The 26321-nt window shown below is 65.5% G+C and carries 30 protein-coding genes; 12 read left to right on the top strand and 18 right to left on the bottom strand.

Annotated elements, in window-relative coordinates; genetic code table 11:
* Nucleotides 1-126 precede the first annotated feature (126 nt).
* From ACMGF8_RS25680 to ACMGF8_RS25670, 3 genes are all read left to right on the top strand, one after another.
* Nucleotides 127-1014: a LysR substrate-binding domain-containing protein gene (locus ACMGF8_RS25680; RefSeq protein WP_102864608.1), complete on the top strand. Its 888-nt coding sequence runs from the start codon at nucleotides 127-129 to the stop codon at nucleotides 1012-1014.
* Between the two features lie 148 nt (nucleotides 1015-1162).
* Entirely contained in the window at nucleotides 1163-1969 is an 807-nt protein-coding gene (locus ACMGF8_RS25675; protein WP_416757667.1) for an AraC family transcriptional regulator, read from the top strand.
* Between the two features lie 221 nt (nucleotides 1970-2190).
* Nucleotides 2191-2607, top strand: coding sequence for a hypothetical protein (locus ACMGF8_RS25670; protein WP_115580546.1), 417 nt, complete (start codon nucleotides 2191-2193; stop codon nucleotides 2605-2607).
* Nucleotides 2608-2624: 17 nt separating this feature from the next.
* Here the strand turns inward: ACMGF8_RS25670 and ACMGF8_RS25665 are convergent, their stop codons facing one another.
* The 3 genes from ACMGF8_RS25665 to ACMGF8_RS25655 all read right to left on the bottom strand — a co-directional run bounded on the left by ACMGF8_RS25665 (nucleotide 2625) and on the right by ACMGF8_RS25655 (nucleotide 4218).
* The gene (locus tag ACMGF8_RS25665) at nucleotides 2625-3071 is read right to left on the bottom strand and encodes a GNAT family acetyltransferase (RefSeq protein ID WP_102864611.1); all 447 of its coding nucleotides are present in this window, start codon (nucleotides 3069-3071) and stop codon (nucleotides 2625-2627) included.
* 57 nt (nucleotides 3072-3128) lie between these two features.
* On the bottom strand, nucleotides 3129-3572 hold the full coding sequence (locus ACMGF8_RS25660) for a hypothetical protein (RefSeq protein ID WP_060840237.1): 444 nt from the start codon (nucleotides 3570-3572) through the stop codon (nucleotides 3129-3131).
* Between the two features lie 70 nt (nucleotides 3573-3642).
* Nucleotides 3643-4218, bottom strand: coding sequence for a helix-turn-helix domain-containing protein (locus ACMGF8_RS25655; RefSeq protein WP_102864612.1), 576 nt, complete (start codon nucleotides 4216-4218; stop codon nucleotides 3643-3645).
* Nucleotides 4219-4343: 125 nt separating this feature from the next.
* On the opposite strand from ACMGF8_RS25655, the gene ACMGF8_RS25650 reads away from it, so the two are divergent.
* Nucleotides 4344-4496, top strand: a complete 153-nt coding sequence (locus ACMGF8_RS25650) for a hypothetical protein (RefSeq protein WP_162884076.1) — start codon at nucleotides 4344-4346, stop codon at nucleotides 4494-4496.
* Nucleotides 4497-4564: 68 nt separating this feature from the next.
* Here ACMGF8_RS25650 and ACMGF8_RS25645 read toward each other — a convergent pair whose 3' ends face one another.
* The gene (locus ACMGF8_RS25645) at nucleotides 4565-5716 is read right to left on the bottom strand and encodes an MFS transporter (RefSeq protein ID WP_129405812.1); all 1152 of its coding nucleotides are present in this window, start codon (nucleotides 5714-5716) and stop codon (nucleotides 4565-4567) included.
* Nucleotides 5717-6064: 348 nt separating this feature from the next.
* Between ACMGF8_RS25645 and ACMGF8_RS25640 the strand changes: the two genes are divergently transcribed.
* Nucleotides 6065-6535 (top strand): Lrp/AsnC family transcriptional regulator, encoded by a 471-nt coding sequence (locus tag ACMGF8_RS25640; protein WP_102864614.1) that lies wholly within the window; start codon nucleotides 6065-6067, stop codon nucleotides 6533-6535.
* A 3-nt stretch (nucleotides 6536-6538) separates the two neighbouring features.
* On the opposite strand, the gene ACMGF8_RS25635 is transcribed toward ACMGF8_RS25640, so the two are convergent.
* Nucleotides 6539-7429 carry a LysR family transcriptional regulator gene (locus ACMGF8_RS25635; RefSeq protein WP_102864615.1) on the bottom strand — a complete coding sequence of 297 codons (891 nt, stop codon included), beginning with the start codon at nucleotides 7427-7429 and terminating at the stop codon, nucleotides 6539-6541.
* Nucleotides 7430-7527: 98 nt separating this feature from the next.
* On the opposite strand from ACMGF8_RS25635, the gene ACMGF8_RS25630 reads away from it, so the two are divergent.
* The 3 genes from ACMGF8_RS25630 to ACMGF8_RS25620 all read left to right on the top strand — a co-directional run bounded on the left by ACMGF8_RS25630 (nucleotide 7528) and on the right by ACMGF8_RS25620 (nucleotide 10414).
* Nucleotides 7528-8526, top strand: coding sequence for a cyclase family protein (locus ACMGF8_RS25630; RefSeq protein ID WP_102864616.1), 999 nt, complete (start codon nucleotides 7528-7530; stop codon nucleotides 8524-8526).
* 120 nt (nucleotides 8527-8646) lie between these two features.
* Nucleotides 8647-9642 (top strand): diaminopimelate epimerase, encoded by a 996-nt coding sequence (locus ACMGF8_RS25625; protein WP_416757663.1) that lies wholly within the window; start codon nucleotides 8647-8649, stop codon nucleotides 9640-9642.
* A gap of 112 nt (nucleotides 9643-9754) precedes the next feature.
* Nucleotides 9755-10414, top strand: coding sequence for a hypothetical protein (locus ACMGF8_RS25620; protein WP_416757661.1), 660 nt, complete (start codon nucleotides 9755-9757; stop codon nucleotides 10412-10414).
* Nucleotides 10415-10426: 12 nt separating this feature from the next.
* On the opposite strand, the gene codA is transcribed toward ACMGF8_RS25620, so the two are convergent.
* From codA to ACMGF8_RS25555, 13 genes are all read right to left on the bottom strand, one after another.
* Entirely contained in the window at nucleotides 10427-11683 is a 1257-nt protein-coding gene (gene codA, locus ACMGF8_RS25615) for a cytosine deaminase (RefSeq protein WP_250330031.1), read from the bottom strand.
* A 170-nt stretch (nucleotides 11684-11853) separates the two neighbouring features.
* The gene (gene codB / locus ACMGF8_RS25610; protein WP_416757659.1) at nucleotides 11854-13125 is read right to left on the bottom strand and encodes a cytosine permease; all 1272 of its coding nucleotides are present in this window, start codon (nucleotides 13123-13125) and stop codon (nucleotides 11854-11856) included.
* A 180-nt stretch (nucleotides 13126-13305) separates the two neighbouring features.
* On the bottom strand, nucleotides 13306-13929 hold the full coding sequence (locus tag ACMGF8_RS25605; RefSeq protein WP_115580541.1) for an NUDIX hydrolase: 624 nt from the start codon (nucleotides 13927-13929) through the stop codon (nucleotides 13306-13308).
* 101 nt (nucleotides 13930-14030) lie between these two features.
* A complete protein-coding gene (locus ACMGF8_RS25600) occupies nucleotides 14031-15002 on the bottom strand; it encodes an oligopeptide/dipeptide ABC transporter ATP-binding protein (RefSeq protein ID WP_416757657.1) in 972 nt (323 codons plus the stop codon).
* Nucleotides 14999-15994, bottom strand: a complete 996-nt coding sequence (locus tag ACMGF8_RS25595; RefSeq protein WP_060840222.1) for an ABC transporter ATP-binding protein — start codon at nucleotides 15992-15994, stop codon at nucleotides 14999-15001. Before ACMGF8_RS25595 ends, ACMGF8_RS25600 begins: the two co-directional genes overlap by 4 nt.
* Nucleotides 15991-16890, bottom strand: coding sequence for a D,D-dipeptide ABC transporter permease (gene ddpC / locus ACMGF8_RS25590; RefSeq protein ID WP_416757655.1), 900 nt, complete (start codon nucleotides 16888-16890; stop codon nucleotides 15991-15993). The genes ACMGF8_RS25595 and ddpC overlap by 4 nt, the downstream gene beginning before the upstream one ends.
* A 1-nt stretch (nucleotide 16891) precedes the next feature.
* Nucleotides 16892-17908 carry an ABC transporter permease gene (locus ACMGF8_RS25585; RefSeq protein ID WP_207166262.1) on the bottom strand — a complete coding sequence of 339 codons (1017 nt, stop codon included), beginning with the start codon at nucleotides 17906-17908 and terminating at the stop codon, nucleotides 16892-16894.
* Between the two features lie 118 nt (nucleotides 17909-18026).
* The gene (locus ACMGF8_RS25580; RefSeq protein WP_416757652.1) at nucleotides 18027-19604 is read right to left on the bottom strand and encodes an ABC transporter substrate-binding protein; all 1578 of its coding nucleotides are present in this window, start codon (nucleotides 19602-19604) and stop codon (nucleotides 18027-18029) included.
* A gap of 149 nt (nucleotides 19605-19753) precedes the next feature.
* Nucleotides 19754-20311 carry a D-alanyl-D-alanine dipeptidase gene (gene ddpX / locus ACMGF8_RS25575; protein ID WP_115580536.1) on the bottom strand — a complete coding sequence of 186 codons (558 nt, stop codon included), beginning with the start codon at nucleotides 20309-20311 and terminating at the stop codon, nucleotides 19754-19756.
* 32 nt (nucleotides 20312-20343) lie between these two features.
* Nucleotides 20344-21204 carry a MurR/RpiR family transcriptional regulator gene (locus tag ACMGF8_RS25570; RefSeq protein ID WP_115580535.1) on the bottom strand — a complete coding sequence of 287 codons (861 nt, stop codon included), beginning with the start codon at nucleotides 21202-21204 and terminating at the stop codon, nucleotides 20344-20346.
* 141 nt (nucleotides 21205-21345) lie between these two features.
* The gene (locus tag ACMGF8_RS25565) at nucleotides 21346-21852 is read right to left on the bottom strand and encodes a nucleoside 2-deoxyribosyltransferase (protein WP_115580534.1); all 507 of its coding nucleotides are present in this window, start codon (nucleotides 21850-21852) and stop codon (nucleotides 21346-21348) included.
* 34 nt (nucleotides 21853-21886) lie between these two features.
* Nucleotides 21887-22243 (bottom strand): 6-carboxytetrahydropterin synthase QueD, encoded by a 357-nt coding sequence (queD, locus tag ACMGF8_RS25560; RefSeq protein ID WP_011062303.1) that lies wholly within the window; start codon nucleotides 22241-22243, stop codon nucleotides 21887-21889.
* 128 nt (nucleotides 22244-22371) lie between these two features.
* On the bottom strand, nucleotides 22372-23451 hold the full coding sequence (locus ACMGF8_RS25555) for a patatin-like phospholipase family protein (RefSeq protein ID WP_416757649.1): 1080 nt from the start codon (nucleotides 23449-23451) through the stop codon (nucleotides 22372-22374).
* A 161-nt stretch (nucleotides 23452-23612) separates the two neighbouring features.
* On the opposite strand from ACMGF8_RS25555, the gene ACMGF8_RS25550 reads away from it, so the two are divergent.
* From ACMGF8_RS25550 to ACMGF8_RS25535, 4 genes are read left to right on the top strand one after another with little or no spacing between them, the layout of a single operon-like run.
* Nucleotides 23613-23921: a PepSY domain-containing protein gene (locus ACMGF8_RS25550; RefSeq protein ID WP_123394635.1), complete on the top strand. Its 309-nt coding sequence runs from the start codon at nucleotides 23613-23615 to the stop codon at nucleotides 23919-23921.
* Nucleotides 23921-24235: a PepSY domain-containing protein gene (locus ACMGF8_RS25545; protein ID WP_102864629.1), complete on the top strand. Its 315-nt coding sequence runs from the start codon at nucleotides 23921-23923 to the stop codon at nucleotides 24233-24235. Before ACMGF8_RS25550 ends, ACMGF8_RS25545 begins: the two co-directional genes overlap by 1 nt.
* Nucleotides 24235-24903, top strand: coding sequence for a response regulator transcription factor (locus ACMGF8_RS25540; RefSeq protein WP_102864630.1), 669 nt, complete (start codon nucleotides 24235-24237; stop codon nucleotides 24901-24903). Before ACMGF8_RS25545 ends, ACMGF8_RS25540 begins: the two co-directional genes overlap by 1 nt.
* Nucleotides 24900-26213 carry a sensor histidine kinase gene (locus ACMGF8_RS25535; RefSeq protein WP_102864631.1) on the top strand — a complete coding sequence of 438 codons (1314 nt, stop codon included), beginning with the start codon at nucleotides 24900-24902 and terminating at the stop codon, nucleotides 26211-26213. The genes ACMGF8_RS25540 and ACMGF8_RS25535 overlap by 4 nt, the downstream gene beginning before the upstream one ends.
* Nucleotides 26214-26321 lie beyond the last annotated feature (108 nt).

Genomic DNA, 26321 nt, shown 5'->3' with positions numbered 1-26321 from the left:
GCGGAGTCTTTCCGGGAAGGGAGGACATGGTCAGCGCTGCGCGAGCGAGGCCAATGTAGGCAGTCTGCGCAGGATCGGCAAACGACGATATTTCGCAGGAGCCATTAGAAAAACTAGGGAATGCCCATGCTCCGTCCACACCTGCCCTTGAACGCGCTGCGGGCTTTCGAAGCCTCGGCCCGTCATTTGAGTTTCACCCGCGCCGCCATCGAACTCTGTGTGACCCAGGCGGCGGTCAGCCATCAGGTCAAGAGCCTGGAGGCCCAGCTCAACGTCACCCTGTTCAAGCGCTTGCCCCGGGGGCTGATGCTGACCAGCGAAGGCGAGACCCTGCTGCCGGTGCTGCGTGAGTGCTTTGATCGCATCGCCCAGACCCTGGGGCGTTTCGAGGGCGGGCACTACCGCGAAGTGCTGACGGTGGGGGCCGTAGGCACCTTTGCCGTGGGCTGGCTGTTGCCGCGCCTGGGGGATTTCCAGGCGCGCTATCCCTTTGTCGACCTGCGCCTGAGCACCAACAACAACCGTGTCGACGTGGCCGCCGAAGGCCTGGACTACGCCATCCGTTTTGGCACGGGAGCCTGGCACGGCATCGAGGCCCTGGAGCTGTTGCAGGCGCCGCTGTCGGTCTTGTGCATACCGCAGATCGCCCACCAGTTGCATAGCCCGGCGGATCTGTTGGGCCAGACCCTGTTGCGCTCCTATCGCACCGATGAATGGCCGCAATGGTTCCAGGAGGCGGGACTGGGCGGCGGCAGCCCCTTGCCCCAGAGCATTGTCTTCGACTCCTCCCTGGGCATGCTCGAAGCGGCCCTGCAAGGCCTGGGCGTGGCCCTGGCGCCGCCGCTGATGTTCGAGCGGCAACTGGCCAGCGGGGCGGTGGTGCAGCCGTTCGACATTGGTATCGTCACCGGCAGCTATTGGCTGACGCGCTTGCAGTCGCGGGCGCAAACCCCGGCCATGAGCGCCTTCAAGGCCTGGCTGCTGGAGGCGGTGGCCGCAGGCCCTCATCAATAGCGCCAATGCCCCGGCGTCCAGAGCTGCTGGCCGGTGTGGCCAGTGGCTTGGCTCAGCCCCGTGGGCCCGGCACAATCCTCGACCTTGCAGGGCAGGCGCCGGCATCGTGCCGATGGCCGGCATGCCCCGGGAGTGTGGAGGAAGGTGGATGCCCGTCTTGAAACAGCAGGACCAGGACCCGGACGCGATTGCACGTCCGGTATGTGCCCTGCGCATCTCGATGCAAGAAGAGCGCTGGGAACGGCCGTGGCACAGCCATCGCAAGGCCCAGTTGCTGTTTCCCGCGGGCGGTGTGCTCAGTTGCGAGAGCGCCGAGGGCCTGTGGCTGGCGCCGCCGCAGTGCGCGGTGTGGATTCCCAGCGCGATCGAGCATCGGGTCCAGGGGCTGGAGAACGCCCAGGGTTATTGCCTGTTGGTCGAGCCCGAGCACGCCCGGTCGTTGCCGCAGGCCTGCTGCACCCTGGTGATGTCGCCGCTGTTGCAGGAGTTGCTCAAGCGCTGTGCGCAACTGCCGTTCCTGTATGACCAGGACGGCGCCGCCGGGCGCCTGGTCGCGGTGACCCTGGATGAGCTGGCGGTCGCGCCCCGTGAGCAGATCCACCTGCCCATGCCCCGGTACGCACAGCTGCGGCGTCTGGCCCAGCAGATCCTTGAACAGCCGCAGCGGCGCCTGAGCCTTGGGCAATGGGGCGAGCAGATCGGCCTCAGCGAACGCAGCCTGAGCCGCTTGATCGTGGCCGAGACCGGCCTGAGTTTCGGTCGCTGGCAGCGCCAGTTGCACATCCTTCTGGGGCTCAAGCAATTGGGCCGGGGCGACTCGGTGGAGTGTGTGGCGCTGACCCTGGGCTATGACAGCGCCAGCGCCTTTATCCGCATGTTCAAGAAAGCCGTGGGCCAGCCGCCGGGGCGGTTTTTTGCCGAGCGTCGGCAAGCCCTGGAAAACCACGCCCTGTAGCCGCTGCCGAGCCCGCGAGGCTGCGAAAAGGCCCGCAGGGCCTTGCCTGGCGATGCCTGGTCAAATTCAAGATCGCGGTGGCCGCCAGGTCAGAGTGCCGCCTGTGGCAGTGGCAATATCTGGCTGGATTGGTCAATAACTTGTCGATCTCGGCTGATGCGGACAGTGGTTCTCGGGAAGATGATAAGCATTCTTGTTTGTCAGCTTCTGGAGGTGTTCCCATGTACTTCGATCATCAGCATTTTCCCCTGGTCTGGATGCGTCGCGCCGAAGGCGCAGGACAGCCGGTAGTCGACCCTTACCAGCAGCTGGAGGCGCTGACGCAGCGTGCCCAGGCTTTTGTCCTGATGAGCGATCTGATACCTGAGCCCGAGCAGCGCAACAGCGCTCAGGGCAAGGCGTTGCTCAAGCAGGGCTCGATGTGGACCAAGTGCAACAAGGCGGCGATCCGCCGCTGGATCAAGGCGATGATCGTCATCGCCCCGCAGCCGGAGAACCAGGCGCAGGTCGAGGCTTTTGCCAGGACCTATGAACAGTTCTGGGGCTACCCACTGCTGCACAGTGCCTCGCCGCTGGCCGCCGTCAGTTTGGCCCAGCAACTGCTGGCGCCGCCGCGCAGCAACCTGAACAACTGGTGAGGGCGGCGCGGCTGCCGTCAGCCGCGCAGGTGCTCGGGGACGTTGGCGGTGATCACCTTGCCCATGCTGACCCGGGGTTCAACCTGATACCCCAGGGCCTGGTAGAAGCCCTGCACCGCGGCGTTGCTGCTGAGGATCTGCAGGTTGATCTTCAGGCAGCCGCGGGCGCCCAGGGCCTGCTCGCCATGGCGCACCAGGGCCCGGCCGGTGCCGAGCCGGCGCTGTTGCGGGTCCACCGCCAGGGAGTACAGCCAGCCACGGTGGCCGTCGTAGCCGGCCATTAAAGTGCCGATGACCTGAGCTTCGGCCAGGGCGACGAAGAACAGCCCGTCATCCACGGCGAGCTTGCGGTCGATGGCCAGCTCCGGGGCGTTGTGGGCGGTGTCGTAACCGAAGACACGCTCCCACAGTTCGATCACCGGCTGGCGGTGCTGGGTGTTGCGGTACTCGACGAGTTGGATCATGGCGTGGGCTCGATAAAGGGTTGAGCACCGGAGCGCGGGTATGGCCGGTGGCAGGTTTCAGTCCTGGTGGCCGGGCCAGGTTTCGGTGGGGAAATAGGCCTCCAGCCCAGGTTCCTTGTGGTCCACGCCATCCCGGGTCCAGTAGCAGCTCAAGCGCGAGTAGTTGTCCAGGTCGCCACGGACCAGGCAGGTGGCGCTGTGCCCGGGCTCGCTGAAGCGCAACACATCGGCCTCGGCCATGGTGGCCCGCTCCACCTTGCCGATGGCGGTGGTGGTCTTGCCGTTGATGGTCTTGACCAGGGTCAGGGCCTGGTTTTCATAGCGGATCACCGCGGTGCCGGAGTAGGTCGGGCCGCCGTCCGGCTCCTTGCCGATCAGCATGAACTGGCCGGGCACCATGCTGTAGTAGACGTGCGGCTCCTGGTCCTGCTTCGGCGCGGCCTGGGCCGCGAGGCTGGCCAGCAGCAGGCCGAGAAGGGGGGCGCGGGAGAAATGCGGCATCGGTGCTCACTCCTGTTGAGGCGGGGGGCCATGATTCCAGACTTGGCGTTGCAGATAAATGCCCGGGCGGCTAGCGGTGTTCGATCACCAGGATTGCCGTGGTGTCGGCTTCCAGAGCTTCAAACACATGCGGCTGGTCGGCGCTGTAGCGGAGGTAGTCGCCGGCATTCAGGCTGATCGGGTTGTCCGCCGGCCCGGCCAAGGCCCGTCCACGGGCAATCACCAGGTGTTCCACGGTGCCCGGCAAATGCGCCTTGGATTGCCGCGGCTGGCCGGGCTGGACGTTGAGGCGGTACAGATCGCGCTGCGCTCCGGGTGGGCAGTGGTCTAGCAGGGTCGCCGCATAATGGGCGTCCTCGGCGTGGGCGGTGGTGCCTTCATGGGCACGGATGACCTTCAACTGATCCGCCGGCTGTTCGAAAAAACGTGTGACCTGCAGGCCCATGGCCTGGGCCAGGGCCCACAGGGTCTCGATGCTCGGGTTGCCCATTCCGGCTTCCAGCTGGGACAGGGTGGACTTGGCCACGGCCGCCCGCTTGGCCAGTTCCGAGACGGAAAAACCGGCGTTCAGACGTTCGCGCTTGATGGCTATGGCCAGCTGGCCAATGGGTGAAAGGGTGCTTGCTTCGTTCGTTTTGTCGTTCATTTGTCTGTTAAATCATCCTTGTTGCCCTTGACGCAGAGAAAATGCGATGTTCATTATATTGGATAAATGTTCGATATAAAAATAAAAGGAGTTTCCCGGATGATTGTGCGGTACAGGGCAAACTCATGGGGCTGAGCCTGCGGTTGGTGGTGATTCCGTATCACGAGATCTGCCTGATGATGCATTGCCTGGCCCATCTGCAACTGTGTTTGGGGGATTGGCTGGTGGCTGGGCAGACCCACCTGTTCGTCGAATCACCCCGCTGGTACAGCCGCTAGCGCCGGGCACTGTACGGGGGCGGTCACGCAAGGGGATCAGCGCCGTTGGCGGGCGCTGGGGTGTGGCGTCAGACCTTGAGCACCTTGCCGCTGGCGGCCACTGCCAACAGCAGCACGGCGATCAGGCCGAACGCCATGCTCAGGCTGCTGCCATGGGCAACGAAACCGATCACCGCGGGGCCGGCAAGGATGCCGGCATAGCCCAGGGTGGTGATGGCCGGTACGGCGATGCTCTCCGGCATGACCTGCTGTTTGCCCACGGCGCTGTAGAGCACCGGCACGATGTTCGAGCAACCCGCGCCCACCAGGGCATAGCCCAGCAGCGCCGCTTCCCAGGCCGGGGCCAGGGTCGCCAGCAGCAGGCCGGCGGCGGCGGTGCTGCCGCCGATGACGATCACCCGGCGCGCACCCAGGCGATGGACGATGGCATCGCCGGTCAGGCGGCCCAGGGTCATGGTCAGGGCAAAGGCGGCGTAACCCAGGCCGGCGTAGGCTGCATCCAGGTCGCGCTCGGCGGTGAGAAACACGGCGCTCCAGTCCAGCACCGCGCCCTCGGCGAGGAACACCACGAAGCACAGGCAGCCGATGAACAGCACCACGCCATGGGGCACGGCAAAGGCCGGGCCCGAGCTCTGGCTGCCGTAGGGCAGCATGTGCGGCGCGGCCTTGAGCAGCGCCAGCAGCGTCAGGACGATCACCACCAGGGTCGCGCCCAGCGGCGACAGGCCGAGGCCGAGCAAGGCGCTGACCCCCGCGGCACCGACGATCCCGCCCAGGCTGAACAGCCCGTGAAAGCCCGACATCATGGTCTTGCCGCTGGCCCGTTCGACGATCACCGCTTGCAGGTTGACCGTGGAGTCCACGCCACCCAGGCCGGCGCCGAACATGAACAGCGCCGCCATTAGCAGCGGGATCGAGCTCAGGGTCGCCAGCAGCGGCAGGGCCAGGCAGATCAGCAAGGTGCCACCGGCCATCACCCGGCGGCAGCCGAAGCGCCCGGCCAGGGCCCCGGCAATCGGCATCGCCAGGATCGAACCCACCCCCAGGCACAACAGCAGCAGGCCCAGGGTGGCTTCGTCGAGCCCGGCCCGGGCCTTGGCGTAGGGCACCAGCGGAGCCCAGGCGGCGATGCCGAAACCGGCGATGAAAAAGGCGATGCGGGTGGACATCTGTTCGAGGCGGCCGGGGGTGGCCTGCATGTGGGTGTTGCTGGCAGTCATAAAAATCCTTGGCGGTCAGGTGCCAGCGAGGGGGGCAACGCTGGCTGACCGGTTGTGCTGTCGCACCGATCCCTTGTTCATGCAGCCTGGTATCGGTGGCGCCTTCAGAAGGCTTCGAGGGTGGCCGGGGGGATTGTGACAAAACTAACGGTTGAAGGTTGCAGAAAAACCCAACCGGGGCCACGAACGGAACATTCGTCGCCGCCTCGGCAATGCTTGAGGCATTCCACGGCCGCTGCTGTTGGCGGAAATATTAGTGCGCAGGGGGCGCATCTATTGCGCATAATCGGCGGCTTTTGCACAAAATCATTCCACTGTGCGCCGTTGTTTTCCGGAGTTGCGCCGTTCATGAACACCAGTCTTGATGCCTATGACCTGAAGCTGCTCGCCGAGCTGCAACGCGATGCCAGTACCGCGCAAAGCGAACTGGGCCTGCGGGTCAACCTGTCCACGGCGGCGGTCAATCGGCGGCTCAAGCGCCTGATGGACGAGGGTGTGATCGAGCGCTACACCGCGCAAGTCGCCCCGGATGCCCTCGGCCATGAGCTGAGCATCATCGTCGAGGTGGAAGTGGAAAGTGAGCGCATCGACCAGATCGATGCGCTCAAGCGCAGTTTCCAGGCCTGTCCCCAGGTCCAGCAGTGCTACTACGTGGCCGGTGAATGCGACTTCGTGCTGATTTTCTGCGTGCGCAACATGGCCCAGTACACCCAACTGACCCGCGAACTGTTCTTTGGCAATGACAACGTCAAGCGCTTCAAGACCCTGGTGGCGATGAACCGGGTCAAGGTCGGGCTCCAGGTGCCCACCGACGGTTGAGGCTCAAGGGGTCTGCAGCGCCTCCAGCAGAAAATCGATGAACACCCGGACTTTCTGTGACAGGTGGCGCTGGCTGGGGTACAGCGCGTAGATCTGGCGGCTGGGCAGGCGTTGTTCCGGTAACACGCGCAGCAGTTGGCCGCTGTCCAGGAGCGGTTGGGCGACAAAGCCGGGCAGGGCGCCGATGCCCAGGCCGGCCACCAGCATGTCGCCGAGCAGCAGGCTGTTGTCCACGGCAAAGTGCACCGGCAGCTCCAGCCGAGTCTGGCCTTCCGGGCCCTCCAGTTGCCAGCGCCCGGGATGCTCCGCCAGCCGGTAGGCCAGGCAGCGGTGGCGATGCAGGTCGGCAATGGCGCTGGGCGTGCCCTGGGCCTGGAGATAGGCCGGCGCGGCACAGATCACCTGCTCAACCTGACCCAGGTGACGCGCGATCAAGGTCGAATCCTCCAGTTGCCGGCGAATCCGCAGGGACACGTCGAAGCCTTCGCCCACCACATCCAGCACCTGATCGTTGAGGGTCAGGTCCACCTGCAATTGCGGGTAGCGCTGCATGAAGGCCACCAGGATCGGCGACAGCACCTTGAGCCCGAAGGACAGCGGCGCATTGATCCGCAGGCGGCCACCGGGTTCGTGGCTGCCGGCCTGGGTGGCGCGCTCCAGGGCGTCCAGCTCATCGAGCAGATGACAGCATTCATTGAAGTAACTCTGCCCGGCTTCCGAGAGGCTCATGCGCCGGGTGGTGCGCAGGATCAGCAGGCTGCCCAGGCGCTCTTCCAGTTGCCGCACCTGCTTGCTGACGGCGGCGGTGGATTGCCCGAGATCGGCGGCGGCCTGGCTGAAGCTGGCCCGTTCCACCACCCGGCGAAAGGTGCGCATGGCCATCAGTACGTCCATATTGTTTCCCCTGGGTTGAATATCTATCCACGAATCGGCTGATTATCTCTGATTGATCCATCAATACCATGGGCACTTCATTTCACAGGAGTGTTGTCATGGCTCATCACGCAATGTCCAAAATCCTTCCTGGGGTGCTCGCCCTGGCCCTTTTCAGCGGTAGTTGCAGTGCCGCCACTGCGGCCCGGGCCGAGGTGGGGATCAGCCCTTGGGGGCCCAAGGATGAGATCGGTCGCTTGAACCTGATCACCCCCGAGTCCCGGGCGGCGATCATGGCCCGGGTCAGCGGCGAGCAGGCCTACGACCTGGCCGTGGATTATTTTGTCGGCATGCCCAGCTGGCAGGCCGCTGGAGATCCGCCCTATCAGATGTGGATGACCCATACGCCCCACGGCAATGTGGTCGCCGATCCGATGCAGGTCGGCGAACCGATGAACCAGCACGTCAGTTACAGCGGTTCGGCGGTATCGATGTACGCCCATATGGGCACCCATATCGACGCCCTCAACCACTTTGGCCTCAACGGCAAAATCTGGAACGGCTACCGCGCCGATCAGCATCTGGGGGACCGGGGCTGGAACGTCACCGGGGCGGAAAAACTGCCGCCGATCATTGCCCGCGGAGTGCTGATCGATGTGGCTGCGGCCAAGGGGCTGGAACAGCTGGCGGACAGCTACCGGGTGACCCGCGCCGACCTGCAACAGGCCCTGGCCAAACAGAAGGTGGCGCTGGAGAAGGGCGACGTGGTGCTGATCCGCACCGGGCGCATGCGTGACTACGACAATGCCCAGCGCTATATGGCCAACCCGCCGGGGCTGAGCCTGGATGCGGCGAAGTTCCTGGTGGAAGAGGGCGGCGCCATGGTGGTGGGAGCGGACAACCTCAGCTTCGAAACCTTCCCTTCCGAGGTCGAGGGCAATTACCTGCCGTTGCACACTTACCTGCTGGCGATGCAGGGCGCGCCGATCCTGGAGCTGGTGAACCTGGAAGGCTTGTCCCGGGACAAGGTCTATCAGTTCGCCTTTATCGGCGCCTCACTCAAACTGCGGGGTGCCGACGCGGCGCCGATCCGGCCCATGGCCTTGCCCATTCGCTAGCCTGGCGGATGGTTGTTCTTCAGCAGCGCGCGGTGTCCACCCAGGCTTCTTGGTTCCCCTGGCCGAGCCGCTGGATTGTCCGTAATGTCAGCGGCTCGGTTTTTTTCTGGAGGCGGTGTGATGGCGGCGTTCTACGATGCCCGGGGCAATATCTATGGCGTGGTGTCGCCCGAGGCGCTGCGCAGCCTGGGCATTGCCTTGCCCGATACGGCGGCGCAGGCGGCCCTGGACCGGCGGCGGTGGGCTGTGCAGGCCATCGCCGCGCTGTGTGACTGGGCGCCGGGAGCTCGGCCGCAAGGGGCCAAGGCTCATCGCTGTGACGGCTTGTTGGTGGGGCCGTTCCAGGCCGGTGCGCCTTTCGATCTGCTGATCGTTAATACCGACGGCACCCTGGCCGAGCGCAGCGGCAATGGCCTGACGATTTTTTCCCAAGCCCTCACCGAACAAGGGCTGATGGCGTTCGAAGGCGAGACGCTATTGCGGGTGCATCATGACCAGCGCGGTGGCGACTCGCCGGTGATCACGGCGGTGGAGCCGGCGCGGGTGGCGGGGGTGTCGGGGTTCTGGCTGGATCTCGGGCAGCCGTGCTTCGGACCTGAGGCGGTGGCAGCTGATGGGGTGCAAAGCCTGACCTTCAATGGTTGCCAACTGAGCCGGGTCGCGCCCTTGCAAGCGTTGAATGCGCAGTGGCAGCACAGCCAGTTCGTGCGTATCGGCAATCCCCATTGCGTGACCCTGGTGGAGGCGGCCGATGCTTTGCCGAGCAACCCGCAGATGCTCGAACCGCCGCTGTTCGAGGGCCTGACCCGTATCGCGTTCGCCCGGCCCATCGGCAACGGCCAGCCCTGTCCGGCCGGGGTCAACTTGCAATGGGCCATGCGCGCAGGTGAAGGGCGCATCGCGGCCCGGGTTTTCGAGCGTGGCGAAGGTCCCACCGCGTCGTCCGGCACCAGCGCCAGCGCTGTGGCTTGCGCGGCCTGGCGGGTGGGCTGGGTTCAGGCCGGACGGGTCGAAGTGCTGATGCCGGGCGGCACCGCGCCGTTGCTGTTGCAAGAGACCGATGGGGTGTTAACCCGGGTGAGCCTGTTTGGCACGGCGTGGGCCCTGGCTGACTGAGCAGGGCGCCGCCGTGGCGCTGGCCGGGTGCAAAACGGCTGGGGTTTATGTAGCGTGGCGGCAGTCGTGGCCTATCTCCCGATACCGCCCGCATTCATGGAAGGGATTCGACATGCAAAAAGGAATGCCCCGCCGCGCCTTGCTCAGAGGCTCGGTTATGGCTCTGGGGGCTTTAGTCGCTGGCAGCCTTGGCGGTTGCCTGACCAGCCAGCTGTACGAAAGCCGCGCCAGCAATGAGGTCTATACGGAAACCGTCAGCCAGTTCTACATCACGGCGGACGAGCAGAGCTTTGTCATCCTTGGCAAGAAGTACCACTACTTCGTGAGGGTCGATCCCGAGTTGCTCAAGGCCATCAAGTCGGATCTGCACGGAAAAATGCAGGCCGAGTTTTCGCAGATTCTCGTCAATGCGGGGCAGAACCTGGACGGTAACCTGCTCCTGAGAATTCCCGGGCTGGACCAGCTCGACGCCCAGCAGATCGAGGCAGCCAAGGCCTTGGGTTTCGTGGTGGCGAGGTCGCAGAACGCCCTGTTGCACCGCTATGCCATTCGCGGCAGCCGCTTTAAGTCCAAGCGGGATATCAGCGCCTATCAGGCCAACCCGTTGAACAACACCTACACCTTGCAGTTCTCGGCGTACCGGGAGAAGAGCAAGGTCGGCCAAGTGCTGTTGACGCCGGTGACCCTCACCGCAGACGGGGTGTTGACGATCCTCGCCCTGCCGCTGTTGCCGGTGGCGTTCATGGCGGCCCAGCCGTTTCGGGTCAAGTAAGCATCGCCACCGTCAGTCGCCGGCCAGTTGCACCTGGGCCATCTGCCGTTGCATCAGCACCTTGCCGTGGCGGATCGAATACAGCGGCAGGCCTTGGCTGCGGAGCATTTCGTAATCGCTGTCGGCCGAGAGGATCAGCAGGTTCGCCGGCCGACCTTCCTCAAGGCCGTAGCTTTCGCCCAGGGCCAGGGCCTTGGCGCTGTTGTCGGTGACCAGGTCCAGGGCGCTCTGCAGGTTGCTGTAGCCGAGCATGTGGCAGATGTGCAGGCCGGCTTCGAGCACCCGCAGGATGTTGCCGTTACCCAGGGGGTACCAGGGATCGACGATTGAGTCCTGGCCGAAGCAGACGTTCATCCCGGCATCCAGCAGCTCCTTGACCCGGGTCACGCCGCGGCGTTTCGGGAAGCTGTCGAAGCGCCCCTGCAGGTGGATGCTTTCGGTGGGGCAGGAGACAAAGCTGATGCCCGAGTGGCCCAGCAAGCGAAACAGCTTGGCGCAGTAGGCGTTGTCGTAGGAACCCATGGCGGTGGTGTGGCTGGCGCTGACCCGCGAGCCCATGCCGCGGCTGCGGGCTTCCTCGGCCAGCACTTCGAGAAAGCGCGAGTGCGGGTCGTCGGTTTCGTCGCAGTGCACGTCCACCAGGCAGCCTGTGCGTTCGGCCAGGTCCATGAGGAATTTCACCGAGCTCACGCCCTGGTCCCGGGTGTATTCGAAATGGGGGATGCCGCCCACCACATCGGCGCCCAGGCGGATGGCTTCCTCCATCAGCTCGCGGCCATTGCGGAACGATTCGATGCCCTCTTGAGGGAAGGCGACGATCTGCAGGTCGATCAGGTGCGCGCTTTGCTCGCGCACTTCCAGCATGGCCTTGAGGGCGGTGAGGTCGGGATCGGTGACGTCGACGTGGGTGCGCACGTGCTGGATGCCGTGGGCGGCCAGGGAGCGGATGGTTTTGTGGGCGCGGGCGCGGGTGTCTTCGGCGGTGATGGTGGCTTTGCGTTCGCCCCAGCATTCAATGCCTTCGAACAGGGTGCCGCTCATGTTCCAGCGCGGTTCGCCGGCGGTGAGGGTGGCGTCCAGGTGAATGTGCGGTTCGACGAAGGGCGGCACCACCAGGTTGCCGCCGGCATCCAGGTGTTCGGGGCCGAAGGCCGGGACGGCGCCGGAGGTGTCGGCGCCTTGCAGGACAATGCGGGCGATGCGGCCGTTTTCCAGGTGCAGTTGGTACAGACCTTCACGGTGGCGCAGGCGGGCGTTGGTGATCAGCATCGGAGCAGTTCCTCGGGTCGGGCAATCAGTGGTTCAGCCGTCGGATCAGGGCAGGTCCTTGTCCCACGGTCGTTGGACGGCCCCCGGTCAGGCGTTAATGCGCGGTGCGGCAGGGGCAGGGTGTTGCGTGACCGGGCCATGATAGACCCGGAAGGTGCCGGGTGAGCAAATCAGGCCTGGATGTCGGCGGCCTGGGGGACGCGTGCGCCCAGCATCGCGCTCAACAGGATGTAGCTCAGGCCGGCAGCCGCGATGCCCACCAGCGGCGCGACCCAGGGCGAGCAGAAAGCCGCCAGGGTGCCGAGGCCATAGGCGCACAGCCCTGGCCAGTTCCAGGCCGGCAGCTGGCTGTCGGCCAGACGCGGATAGCGGCCGCGCCAGCGATAGAAGAAGTCGGCCATGATCACCCCGCCAATCGGCGGAATCACCGTGCCCAGCAGCACCAGATAAGGCACCAGCAAGTCGTACATGCCGAGCATCGCCAGCAGGGTGCCGATCAGCGCGCCCACCAGGGTCACGGTCTTGCGCCGCTGGGTGCGCAGCAGGTTGCAGCCGGCCACGGCGAAGTTGTAGATGGTGTTGTCCTGGGTGCTCCAGATGTTCAGCAGCAGCATGGCCATGGCCGCCATGGCGAAGCCTTGCAGCAGCAAGACTTCCACCACGTCCGGCTGCTGGTAGACGATGGCGCCGTAGGCACCGATCAGCACCATCAGGCCGTTGCCGATGAAGAAACCGATCAGGCTGGCGCTCACCGCCACCCGCGCCGAGCGGGAGAAACGGGTCCAGTTGGTGGCCTGGGTGGCGCCGCTGACAAAGGTGCCGAACACCAGGGTCAGGGCGGTGGACAGGTCCATGGTGGCGCTGGGGCTGAGGGCCAGCAGGCCGTCGAGACCGCCGACCTGGGTGGTCGCCACCGTCATCGACAGCACCAGCAGCAGACCCATGGCCGGCACCGCGATCCACGACAGGATCTCCAGGCCGCGGTAGCCGATGTAGGCGGTGGCGCAGAAGGCCATGCCGAACAGCAGCATCAACCCCAGCACCGCGCCCGAATCCAGCTGGAAGTACTTGCCCAGCACCACTGCGGCGGTGGCGGTGCCCCAGGCGTACCAGCCGACCTGGGTCAGGCCGAGGATCAGGTCGCTGAGCTTGCTGCCCCGTTCACCGAAGCACAAGCGCCCCATCAGCACCGTGTTCAGCCCGCTCTTGAAGGCGATGTAGCCCAGGCTCGCGGCGTAGATCCCCAGCAGCAGGTTGCCGAGGACAATCACCATCAGCAGGGTGGTGAAGTCGAACGCCACCCCCAGCTTGCCGCCGGCGAACATGGTGGCGGTGAAGAAGGTGAAGCCCAGCAGCACCATGGCCATGGAGGCCAGGCCCTTGCGGGCGTGCGCTGGAACTTCGCTCAAGGGGTAGTCGTTGCCGGGTTCGTGCTGGGTCATGGGCCTGTCCCTGGTCGGAGTGATAGCCGGTTGTTGCAGCCAGCGTGCCAAGCGGCCTGACAACCGGGGGCTGCCCGGCAGGTATAGACGATCGCGGGCATTGAGCCACGAATGAGCGCCTGCAGCGGCACGAAAGCGGTGCAGGCAGCGTCATCTTGAGTCACGCCACGCCGCTGTGGATTAGTCGAACAGCACCTGGGTGGTCTTGCCTTGATGAAAGTCGAAGGCCTCCTGGATATCCCGTTCCACGGTGCGGCCCAGGGACAGGGGCGGCAACTGGTCGGGGGCGAAGAAACCGGCCTCGCTGGCTTCGCTGCCAGCCACGGGCGCCGGGCCGCCGTGGCGCTCGCAGAGAAAGTACAGCTTGTAGAAGTCGCGGTGATCGGCCTTGTAGGGGCCCTTGGCCTTGTGCCGGACGCCGTACAAGGCGCGTACCGACACCTCAAGCCCAGCCTCTTCGTGGATTTCCTTGATCACGTTCTCGCTGGCCGACAGGCCGACGTCGGCATACCCCCCGGGCAGGGCCCAGAGGCCGTCGTGCTGCTCGCGCACTAGCAGAATCTTGCCGTCCTCGATCAGCGCGCCGCGCACTTCGACCATCGGCGTCGAGTAGCGCTGGGCAAAGTCCGAGACCAGATCGGTGATGCGCTCCACGGGCACGTTGCCCAGTTGCGCGAGCATGTCGTGGGCGATGTCGGCGACTTCCTGGTAGCGCTCGCGGTCGTGCACGTCCTTGCAGAAGTGCAGGCCGGTGGAGGCGATGGCTTGCAAGCGTTTGGCGTGGGTCAGCCAGTGGCTTTCCATGGGTGGGGTTCCTGCGGCGTCAGAGAGAAGGCGCCTGTTTTAAGCCCTTGGCGCGCAGGGAGCAAGCACCACGCCGTGGCCGGCGGCGTGGTGCCGGTGGATCACCCCGGGAGGTCTTGCCGATGGCAACGCACTTGCTGGGTCGCGCTGCCCTGCAACGGTTGCGGCTTTTCGCAGCCTGGGCCGCGGCGGCTGCAGCGGTCGAGAAAGAAGCAGCCGCTGGGCAGCTTGCGGTTGCCCGGCAGTTCGGTGGGCGCCGAGACCTGGCTGTCCGCCAGGGGGGCGCCCAGGCGTGGCACCGCATCCAGCAGCAGTTGAGTGTAGGGATGGCGCGGCCGCTCCAGCACCTGTTCGGCGCTGCCCAGTTCGACGATCTGCCCCAGGTACATCACTGCCACCCGGTCGGCCATGTGCCGCACCACCGAGACGTTGTGGGAGATCAGCACAAAGGTCAGGCCGCGACTGCGTTGCAGGTCCGCCAGCAGGTTGAGGATCTGCGCCTGCACCGAGATGTCCAGGGCCGAGGTCGGTTCGTCGAGGACGATGATGTCCGGGTTCGACGCCAGGGCCCGGGCAATGGCGATGCGCTGGCGCTGGCCGCCGGAGAACTGGTGCGGGTAGCGCTCCAGGTATTCGCCGCGAATGCCCACCTGCTGCGCCACCGTGGCGGCGATCTCGCGCATCTGTGCGGCCGGGGTGTTGCCCAGGGCGAACAGCGGCTCGGTGATGATCTTCCAGATCGGCAGGCGCGGGTCGAGGGACGATTGCGGGTCCTGGAACACGATCTGCACATGGCTGTGGCGTTCGCGGTCGCTGGCGTAGGCCCAGCGCAGGTCGCCGCTGCTGGGCTGGACCAGGCCCATCAGCAGTTGCGCCAGGGTGCTCTTGCCGCAGCCGGACTCGCCGACGATGCCCAGGGTTTCCCCGGGGCGCAGTTCCAGGTCGATGCCGTTCAGCGCGTGGGCAAAGGCCCGGGGCCGGCCCAGCCAGTCATTGCTCAGGGGGAAACGCACTTGCACGTCGTTGAGCCGCAGCAGCGGCGGGTTGCCGGTTTGCGAGGCGGTGGTGGTCATTGGGCGGACTCCGGGGCGGCCAGCCAGCAGGCGCTCTTGCGCTGCTCGCCGGCGTTGATCGAATGCAGTGGTGGCCGTTGGGCACATATCGCCATGGCCTGCGGGCAGCGCTCGCGGAAGGTGCAGCCAGCGGGCAGGTGGGCGAGGTTGGGCACCTGCCCGGGAATGGTCAGCAGTGGCGCGCCGGGGGCCACCTGTTCCGGCAGGCCGCTGAGCAGGCCGCGGGTGTAGGGATGCTGCGGATCGAGCATGACCTGGGCGGTGCTGCCTTGCTCGACCACGGCGCCGGTGTACATCACATAGACCCGGTCGCAGAACTGCGAAACCACCGCCATGTCGTGGGTGATCAAGAGGATCGCGGTGCCCCGTTGCCGGGCCTTCTCGCGCAGCAACAGCAGCACCTGGCGCTGCACGGTGACGTCCAGGGCGGTGGTCGGTTCGTCGGCGATCAGCAGTTGCGGGTCGCAGGAGAACGCCAGGGCGATCATCACCCGCTGGCGCATGCCGCCGGACAGCTCGAACGGGTAGGCCTGCAGCACCTGCTCGGGGTCGGCGATGTGCATGTCGCGCAGCAGGGCGATGGCCTTGGCCCGGGCCTGGTCCTGGCTTAGGCGCTGGTGATGGATGATCACGTCGAGCATCTGCCGGCCGATGCGCCGGGTCGGGTTGAGGGCGGTCATCGGCTCCTGGAAGATCATCGCCGCGTCGCGGCCACGGATCTGCAGCAGCTGTTTTTCCGGGGTGGCGAGCATGTCGCGGCCCAGCAGCGACAGGCTGCCGGAGGTGATGCGGTAGCTGCGCTCGGGCAGCAGGCGCAGGCTGAGCATGGCGGTCACCGATTTGCCCGAGCCGGACTCGCCGACCACGCCGACGATTTCCCCCGGGTTGACGTGCAGCGACACGCCGTTGAGGGCCTGCACGTTGCTGCGGTAGGCGGGGAATTCCAGGCTCAGGTTATCGATGTTGAGAACGGCGGATGAGCTCATGGTCATTTCCCCTGTTGCCGTGGGTCGAGCAGGTCACGGATGCCGTCACCCAGCAGGTTGAACCCGGTGGCGGTGAACAGGATCGCCAGCCCGGGAAAGGTCGAGTACCACCAGTTGTCGAGGATGAAGTTGCGCCCGGTGGCCACCATCGCCCCCCATTCGGCGGTGGGCTGCTGCGCGCCCAGGCCAATGAAGCCCAGGGCCGAGGCCATGAGGATGGCGCTGCCGATGTCCAGGCTCAGTTGCACCAGCAATGGCGGCATGGCGTTGCGCCCCACGTGCCAGCTGACGATGTGCCAGCGCCCGGCGCCGTAGGTCTGGGCCGCCTTGACGTAGCCCATCTGGCGGATGCTCAGGGCCTGGCCCCGGGCCAGGCGCACGTAGAACGGAATGCGCACCAGGGTGATCGCCAGCATGGCGTTGAACAGGCTCGGGCCCAGGGCGGCGGCCAGGGCCATGATCAGCACCAGCGACGGCACCGAGAGCATGATGTCCATCAGGCGCATGATCAGGCTGTCGAAGCGCCCGCCGGTGATCCCCGACAGGCAGCCCAAGAGGCCCCCGGCCAGGCACGAGGCGAAGGCCACGAACAGGCCCACGCCCACCGACTGGCGGCTGCCGTGGAGCACCCGGCTGAACAGGTCGCGGCCGACTTCGTCGGTGCCGAACCAGTGGGCGGCGCTGGGGGCGGCCAGGCGCTGGGCCAGGTTCAGGGCGTTGGGGTCGTGGCTCGACAGCCAGGGAGCGAAGGCCATGCACAGCAGCACCAGCAGGGTCATGCACAGCCCGGCGATGGTCAGCGGGCTTTGCCGCACGCGGTAGCCCAGGTAGGCCAGGCGCGCGCGCCAGCCGTTGGCCTGGGCGACGGGCAGCGGCAGGGGAATGTTCAAGGGAGCGGACATCTCAATTTACCTCGCCAATGCGCGGGTCGATCACCCGGTACAACAGGTCGATCGCCATGTTCAGCAGCACATAAATGAATGACACCAGGATCGCGAAGCCCATCACCGCCGGGAAATCCAGGGCCTGGATCGACTTCACCACGTAGGCGCCCATGCCCGGCCAGGCGAACACCGTCTCGGTCAGCACCGCACCGTACAGCAGGTCGCCCAGGGTCAGGCCGAGCACCGTCACCGAGGGGATCAGCGCATTGGGCAGGGCGTGGCGCAAAATCACTGCCCAGCGCGACAGGCCGTAGGCCCGGGCGGTGCGGATGTAGTCCTCGCCGAGCTGGTCGAGCATCGCCGAGCGGATCTGCCGCGCCACCACCCCGAGGTTGACGAAGCCCAGGGTCACCGCCGGCAGGATCAGGTGCTGCAGGGCATTGAGGAACAGTGGAATATCCCCGGCCAGCAGCGAGTCGATCAGGTAGAAGCCGCTGATGGTTGGCGGCGGCTCCAGGCCCTCGTCCAGGCGCCCGCTGCCGGGCAGCCAGCCCAGGTTGCCGTAGAACAGCAGGATCAGCCCCAAGCCCAGCCAGAACGCCGGGGTGGAAATCCCGGTGACCGCCAGGGTGCGGGCGATCTGATCGATAAAGCGGTTGTGATAGACCGCCGACAGCACCCCCAGCGGCACGCCCACCAGCACCGACAGCAGCAGCGCCGCCAGGGCCAGTTCCAGGGTGGCCGGGAAGAAGGTCTGCAGGTCTTCCAGCACCGGGCGGCTGGTGCGGATCGAGGTGCCCAGGTCGCCGTGCAGCAGGTCGAGCATGTAGCGCCCGTACTGCTGGTACAGCGGCAGGTCCAGGCCCAACTGGTGGCGGATGTTCTGCACGATGGCATCGCTGGCCCGGTCGCCGGCGATCAGCCGCGCCGGGTCACCGGGAATCAGGTGCGAGATGGTGAAGGTAATCAGCGAAACCCCGACCACGACCAGCAACAGGCCGAGCAGGCGTTTGCGCAACATATTCAGGAAGGCCATGAGGCAACCTCGTTAACGCTTGACGAACGGCGGGGGCAACCGCGGTGCCCCGCCGGGGACACGGCAACCCGGCACCGACCCGGTTCAGGGGCCGGCGACGGGGACTGCAGGCGCGGTCCTACTTGCTGATTTCAGCGATGTTGAACACCTGTTCCAGCATCGGATGGAACACGTAGCCCTTCACCGAATCACGCATCGGCAGGCTGTAGTTCTTCTGGTACAGGTAGGCGTAGACGTTGTCCTTGAGGACGATCTTCTGCGCCTTCTGGTACAGCTCGATGCGCTTGGCGGTGTCGTTGGTGGCCGCCGCTTCGCGGATCAGGCTGTCCACTTCGGGGTTGCTGTAGAACGAGCGGTTGCCCGGCAGGCCCTGCAGGCTGGAGTCGAACCAGAAGTTCATGAACATGTAGGGGTCGGCGAAGTCCGGGCTCCAGGAGCCGATGGCCACGTCGTAGTCACCCTTGCCGACCCGTTCACGCATGGTGGCGTTGGCCAGTTTTTCCATCTTCAGGTTGATGCCCAGGGGCGCCAGGCCCGCTTGCAGGGTCAGGCCGATGGACTCCCAGTTGGCGTCCTTGTCCGAGTACAGGTAGGTCAGGTTGCTGATCTTCTGCGGGACCTTGGCCAGGCTGGCCTTGGCGCCGTCGAGGTTCTGCTGCATCAGCGGCAGGCTCGGGTCGTGGGACCACATGCCGTCGGGGATCGGCCCGTTCATCAGCTTGGCCTGGCCCTTGAGGATGCCGTCGACGATGCCTTTGTAGTCGATGGCCTGGACCAGTGCCTGGCGCGCCTCGACGTTGTTCAGGGGCGCACGCTGGTTGTTCAGGTACAGGTAGTTGACCCGCAGCGAGGGGAAGGTCTGGATCACCACCCCGGACTTGCCGGCCAGGGTGCCGAGCTGGTCTTCGGGCATGTCCTCGATGATGTCCAGGTCGCCGCGCTCCAGTTGCAGGCGGCGCACCGAGGCTTCGCTGATGATCTTGATCACCACCTTGTTCAGGCTCGGCTTGGGGCCTGCGTAGTAGCTGTTGGGCTCCAGCGTCAGCGACTGGCCCTTCTGCCAGTTGCTCAGGCGGAAGGCCCCGGAGCCGGCGGTGTGGGTCGACAGGTAGGCGTTGACGTCTTCGCCCTTGTTGGCCACGTCCGGGTTGATGATGCCGCCGCCGTTGTGGGCCAGGGTGTAGAGGAAGGGCGCGTAAGGCTTCTTCAGGGTGAAGCGCACGGTCAGCGGGTCGACCACGGCCACGCTCATGTCATCCGGGAAGGCCCCGGACGGGCCTTGCTTGAGCTGCATCAGGCGGTCGAAGGAGAACTTCACCGCCGCGGCATCCACCGGCTTGCCGTCGTCGAACTTGTTGCCGGGCTTGAGCTTGAAGTCCCAGGTCAGGTTGTCGGCGGAGGTGCTCCAGCTCTCGGCCAGGTCGCCCTGGACTTCGGTGCTGCCCTTGCCGTTCTCGACCTTGTAGGTCACCAGCTTCTGGTAGGCCGGGTAGGTCACGGCCCAGTCGTTGTTGTCGATGGTCACGGCCGGGTCGAGGGTCTGCGGGTCGGCGGCCTTGCCGATCATCAGGGTGTCCTTGGGCGCGGCGGCGCTGGCCGCCTGCCAGGCGCCCAGGCTCAGGGCGGCGCACAGCAGCGACAGGGCGACACGGGTGGACAGACGCACATCAGGGTTATTGCGCAGATTGGGGGTCATGCCGGTTTCCTTGATCATTCGATGTTGGGAAGTTCGTCAGGTTTTTTATAAAAGCTATAACCGGGCAGTTGTTGCTGAAGCGGTGTTGCAGTACGACCGGCTTGGGGCAGTTAGCTGCCTGTTGTTGTGGCCGGTTGGGGAACGGGAGATCAGTGTTCGAAGGGCTGGTCGTGCTCCTGGATCAGGGGGAAGTCCTCGGCGTTGGGCAGCTCGTAGTGCCACCACTCGGTGGGGATCGCCTCGAAGCCGGCGCTGAGCATGATCCCCAGCAGCAGCAGGCGATTGCGCTGCACCTGGGGCGGCAGGTCGCTGTAGAACTGGTGCGACTTGGGCTCCATGGCATCGAAGGCGGTGCCCATGTCCAGGGGCTCGCCAGATTCATCTACCAGGGTCAGGTCCACGGCCACGCCCCGGGTGTGGTGCGAGCCCAGGCGCGGGTCGCGCACGTAGTCCGGGTCGGGCAGAGCCTGCCACAGCAGCTGCTGGGCGTAGGCCGGGCGGTAGGCGTCGTAGATGCGCAGGCCCAGGCCAGCCATGCGCGCCAGCTGGCTGGCCTTGTACAGGCAGGCCGCGGCGTCCTTGTGCAGCAGGCAGCGGGCGTTGCGGTAGATCACCTGGCCGGCCAGGTTGTCGGCGCTGGCGTAGACCAGGTCGATTTCCAGTTGGTGGCGCTGGGCGTCGATTTCGACAAGGGGGCTGTTGTTCACTCACTCACTCCATCTTGGGGCACGCTTGAAGGTCAGGATTCGAACTGGCCGAAGGCTTCCTGCAACGCTCGGTTCTTCGCCAGGCGCTCATCCAGGCGCTCGCCATAGCCCTCGGCCACCGCGGACACCATCAGGTTGAACAGGCAGGTCAGCGGCGCCAGGGAATCCCAGAACTGGCCGACATCGGTTTTCAGTTGCAGCAGGTCCAGCGGGTAGTCCCGAGCCCAGGGGCATTGCAGGTCGGTGACCAGGGCCAGGGGCAGGGCGTTGGCGTTGGCTACTTCGCAGAAGGTCTGGGTGACGGCGGAGTAGGCGCGAAAGTCGGAAATGATCGCGTAGGGCTTGGCGAAGCCCGAGTTCAGGGTTTCCGCGTAGATGCCCGACAGGCCGTCGACGTAATAGACCTTGGGCCGGATGTATTCCAGGTGGCTGTGGAAGGCGTTGAGGATGCCCCGGGTCGACTGGATGCCGATGATGAACACCGCGTCGGCCTCGACGATCTGCCGCACGATGTCGGCGAACACCTGGCTGCGGGCCAGGCCGTAGACGTGCTGGATGGCCTCGATCTCGCGATGCATCGAGCGCTCCAGGGCGTCGTCCTGATGGGCTTCGCTGCGAAAGGCGCCGAGCCGGTCGGTGATCAGCCAGGAGGCCGGGGCATCGCCGCGCAGGCCTTGCTTGACGTCATCGAGGTTGCGGTAGCCCAACGAGCGCAGGAAGCGCCCCACGGAAATCCCCGTGGTGCCGGCTTGCTGGGCGATGCTGTCGGCGGTCTCGAAAGGCAACTGCTGGAGGTTGGCCAACAGGTAGGTGGCGATGCGCTTGCCGGTGGGCGTCAGGCTTGCAAACTGCTGTTCCAGGGTGACTTGGAAACTGTTCTTGTCCATGACCATCTCGCAAGGCGTTCGCGGGAAATGTTATTGAAGTTTCATTTTTGTAATTTGTGTTAGAAACATAACATCGGCCTTCGCGACAAAACAAGGCTTTTGTCCGACGGGGTCGTTTTCGGCAGAAAGTGACGCTGCTGGTTATCTTCAGTGGGCCGCAGGGGCTGCGTTCAACCAGTGCCCGAGGTCACGGATGGCTGTTTCCACACAGCTGCTACGACCGCTCCAGGTGCAGGCCAGCATCAGGTTGCGCGGCAGGTTGAAATCTTCCACCGCAAAGCCCTGGGCATCGCGGCCCTGGGCGTCGTGGGGTACTTGCTGGCGCAGGGTCGCGGGGCCGCTGAAGTAGGCCCACACCGGCTTGCCCAGGGCGATGGCCGCGCCCACTTCGAAGGCGGTGCCGGAATCCGGCTCCAGGCCGCGAAAGTCGTTGAGGTTGGCCAGCAGGGCGTCGCAGGCGCGGATCATGGCCAGGTTCTGCTGGCAGATCCACTGCGCGGTGGCTTCTGGCGAGAGGTTCTGCGGGGCCTGGTTATCCAGGGGGAACAGACCGTGCAGGCCCTGGGCGCTGCACAGTTGCTTGAGGTATTGGCCATGGGCCACGGCATCGCGGCGAAACACATCGAAACCGGCGAGGTAGATACGTGGGCTCATGGGCAGCTTCCTTGCGACCTGTAGATGGCTCGGCTTACTCGCCGCGGTAGATGCAGCCGCTGGTGCAGGTTTCGTGGATGCGAATCGCCGAAAGCTCCGGCAGCAGCGGCTTGAGTTCGTTCCAGATCCACTTGGCCAGGACTTCGCTGGTGGGGTTTTCCAGGCCGGGGATGTCGTTCAGGTAGTTGTGGTCCAGGCGCTCGTAGAGCGGCTTGAAGATGGCCTTGATTTCCGAGAAGTCGCGAATCCAGCCGGTGTGCGCGTCGACCTCGCCGCTGAGGTGGATTGCCACCTTGAACGAGTGGCCATGCAGGCGGCCGCACTTGTGGCCCTCGGGCACGAAAGGCAGGCGATGGGCGGATTCGAAGGTAAATTCTTTGAAGATTTCCACAGTGTCGGTCAGCTCTGTCAGGTGGCGTCGCCCGCGGGCGAGTTGAGGCAGGCGGCGAGTTTATCAGCTTGGCTCCCGGGCTGCGGAAAAACCCTGACTAAAGGGTCAGTGCGCGGCCTGGGGCAGCCTCACAGGCTTTGCAGGCGTTCGCCCAGGCGGTTCTGCGCCGCCAGTTCGAGGAACTCGTCGCCCAGGCGCCGGCTTTCGTCCATGGCGCTGAGCCAGTATTTCTGCCGGCCGGCGTCATCGCCCATGAAGCGCTTGAAGTCGTTGCGGTCCGGCAGCTTGCCGTAGGGCAGGCGCGCCAGGTATTCCTTCGACGGCGCCAGCAGCAGGACGTCGCGCAGGCGCTCCGGGCTGGCCCGGCGCCAGGGCAGGGTCTTGTCGAACCAGCCGGGAATCACCCGGTCGGTGAAGTGCGGGTAGAGCACGATGTCGCTGCCGCTGTAGGGCAGGTCCAGGTGGTAGTCCAGCAGGCCGCCGTCGCGGAAGGTGCCGGCCCCGGCGCCGGGCAGTTCGCGCACGCCCTGCATGACCATGGGGATCGAGCCCGAGGCCAGCAGCGCCTGGCGCAGGTTGCTGCGATCCAGAGGCACGAAGCGCGAAGGGAAGTCTTCCAGGGCGTGCAGCGGCGGTGCCAGGCGCGGGTCATGCAGCACCAGGCGTTCGAAGTGCCGGGACAGGCGCGCGCGGCCGCGCAGGTTGTCGGCGATCACCGAAGACAGGCCCAGGCCGAGGCGCCCGCGGTGATCGTCTGCCAGCAGGCCGTGGCTTTTGACCACCATGATGTTCAGTCGGTAGTGAGGGTTGTCGAGGATCGACGCATCGCGGCCATCGAGCAGGTCGTCGAGCATGCGCTGCGAACTGTGGCTGATCTGCGCCATGGTCACGCCCTTGGCGAAACTCTGGGCGTTGTACAGCTGGCCCAGGCGTCGGATGCCTTCGGCAGCGTCCGGCAGGCAGGCGCTGGCGAAGCGCCAGGAACCCACCGAGGCACCGATCAGCGAGCGTTCGCGGGGCACGGCGGGCAGCCATTCGCCGAACAGCGCCAGGTCCAGGCCCTGAATGCCCAAGGCCTTGGGGCCGCCGGCAGCGCCCGGCAAGGTGCCGACTTCACCGGCGTGCAGGCCTTGGCGGCGGATGCGGGCCAGGGCGCGAGGGCCGGCCTTGAGGGTCAGGGCGGGAAACTTGATATGGATGGCGGTCATACCGGGCTCACTCTTGAATCAGCCGCCGAGTATAGAGAACCCGGGCGCCGGGGGCCGAGTGAAAGTTCTGTCAGGCCCATGATGGCGATTCAGTTTCAATTAAGTTGCCTTGGGTATCGTCGGCGCCATCGGCCTTTGGCCACTGACCTTGGAGACCTGCCATGAAAACCCTGACCGCGCTGTTCAGCGCCAGCCTGATTGCTCTGACCACCAGCCTGGCCCATGCCCGCGACTTGGGCCCGGACGAAGCCCTGCGGCTGCGCGACGCTGGTACCATTGTGTCCTTTGAAAAACTCAATGCCACGGCCCTGTCCCGGCATCCTGGGGCGAGCATCAGTGAAACCGAGCTGGAAGAGGAGTACGGCAAGTACATCTACCAGGTTGAACTGCGCGACCCGCAAGGGCTGGAGTGGGACCTGGAGCTGGACGCCGTGACCGGCCAGGTACTCAAGGATCATCAGGACACTTAATGAACTCGACAATGCGCGCCGGCAGCCGGGTGGCCCTGGCGCTGTTGCTATTCTGCTCCCTGGCCGTGGCCCGCGATCTGGACCAGGACGAGGCCCTGCGCCTGCGCCAGCGGGGGGTGATCCTGCCCCTGGAGCAACTCCTGCAGCAAGCCATGGACCGCTATCCTGGCGCCAAGTTGCTGGAAGCCGAACTGGAAGAAAAACATGATGTGTACATTTATGAGGTTGAGCTGTTGACCCTGGACGGCGTGGTCCGTGAGCTGGACCTGGATGCCGCCACTGGGCGCCTGTTGAAAGATGAGGAAGACGACTGATGCGCCTGCTTGTGGTGGAAGATCACGTATCCCTGGCCGATGAACTGCTGGAGGGCTTGAAACTCCAGGGCTACGCGGTGGACTGGCTGGCCGACGGCCGCGATGCCCTGTACCAGGGTGCCAGTGAGCCCTATGACCTGATCATTCTCGACCTTGGCCTGCCCGGGGTCCCGGGGCTTGAGGTGCTGCGTCAATGGCGCGCCGGTGGTCTGGCGACCCCGGTGCTGATTCTCACCGCCCGCGGCTCCTGGGCCGAGCGCATTGAGGGCCTGAAGGCTGGCGCCGACGATTACCTGAGCAAGCCTTTTCACCCCGAGGAGTTGCACTTGCGGGTGCAGGCGCTGTTGCGTCGCTCCCACGGCCAGGCCAATCAGCAGACCTTGCAGGCCGCCGGGCTGCACCTGGATGAAGGCCGCCAATGCGTGGTCCGTGATGGCCAGGACGTGTTGCTGACCGCCGCGGAATTTCGTCTGTTGCGCTACTTCATGCTGCACCCGCAGCAGATCCTGTCCAAAAGCCATCTGGCCGAGCACCTGTACGACGGTGAAACCGAACGCGATTCCAATGTCCTTGAAGTCCACGTCAATCACCTGCGGCGCAAGTTGGGGCGCAGCGTGATCGAAACCCGCCGCGGCCAGGGCTACCTGTTCGGCGGGAGTGATTCGTGAGGTCGATCCAGCGGCGCCTGAGTCTGGGCCTGATCACGGTGATGCTGGTGGTCGGTCTGGTATTGGCGCAGACCAGCCTCTGGCTGTTTGAGGTGGGCCTGCAGCGTTACCTGGAGGCGGGACTTCAGGAAGACAGCGAAAGCCTGCTGCTGGCGTTGGTCCGGGGCCCGCAAGGTTTGCAATTGGACGAGCGTCGCCTGTCGCCTGCCTATCAACGGCCCTTTTCCGGGCATTACTTCCGTATCGATTTCGCTGATGTGCATTGGCGTTCCCGTTCCCTTTGGGATCAGGAGCTGCCGCAGCTGGAGCGCGCCGGCCTGCAAAGCGACCTGCAACTGGGGCCGGAAGGTCAGCAGCTACTGGTGCTGCGCAGCGACTACAAGCGCCTCGGGCAATCGATTTCCATCAGCGTGGCCCAGGATTACACCCCGGTGCGCGAGAGCTTCCAGCGAATGCGTCAGGTCGGTCTTGGCCTGGGGCTGGCCGGGTTGCTGCTGATTCTGCTGCTGCAGCGGATTACCGTGCGCCGGGCCTTGCGTCCCCTGGAGACCGCACGGGAGCAGATCGCCCAGTTGCAGCAGGGCCAGCGCTCGCAGTTGGACGCCCAGGTGCCGGTTGAACTGGAGCCGCTGGTGGCGCAGATCAACCATTTGCTGGCCCACACCGAAGACAGCCTGAACCGCTCGCGCAACGCCCTGGGCAACCTTGGCCACGCCTTGAAAACCCCTCTGGCGGTACTCCTGAGTCTGGCTTCGGGGCCCAAGCTCGAGGGTCACCCCGAGGTGCGCAGGGTGCTGCTGGAGCAATTGCAGCAAGTACAGCAACGCCTCAATCGCGAACTCAACCGCGCGCGGCTGGCGGGGGATGCACTGCCCGGGGTGCTGTTCGAATGCGATGCCGAACTGCCGGGCTTGCTGGCGACCTTGAACATGATCCATGGCGAGCACCTGGACTTGAGTTACCAGGCGCCACCGGGGCTGCGCTTGCCCTGGGACCGGGAAGACCTGCTGGAGCTGTTGGGTAATCTGCTGGACAACGCCTGCAAATGGGCCGATGCCCAGGTGCGCCTGAGCGTCGAGGAGCGGCCGCAGGGCTTTTGCCTGCGGGTGGAGGACGACGGCCCGGGCATTCCCGAAGCGCGGCGTAACGAGGTGTTCAGCCGCGGCGCACGGCTGGATGAACAAACCGATGGCCACGGGCTGGGCCTGGGCATCGTGCGCGACATAGTCGATGCCTGCGGCGGCCGCCTGAACCTGGGGGACAGCGAGTGGGGCGGCTTGCGGGTGGAGGTCGAGCTGCCCAAGCGCTGAACTTGCCTGGCGCTCGACCGCCGAACCCTGGCGGCCCTGCGTGCCGTTCGCAGCCTGCGGCAGCGGCTACAGCATCCGGTTTGGTGCCGGTGTAGCCGCTGCCGAGCC

Source organism: Pseudomonas sp. BNK-7, from assembly GCF_048072025.1.
Taxonomy (GTDB): domain Bacteria; phylum Pseudomonadota; class Gammaproteobacteria; order Pseudomonadales; family Pseudomonadaceae; genus Aquipseudomonas; species Aquipseudomonas danubii.
The sequence above is the reverse complement of the archived record's forward strand: the minus strand, read 5'-3'. Positions and strand labels throughout refer to the sequence as shown.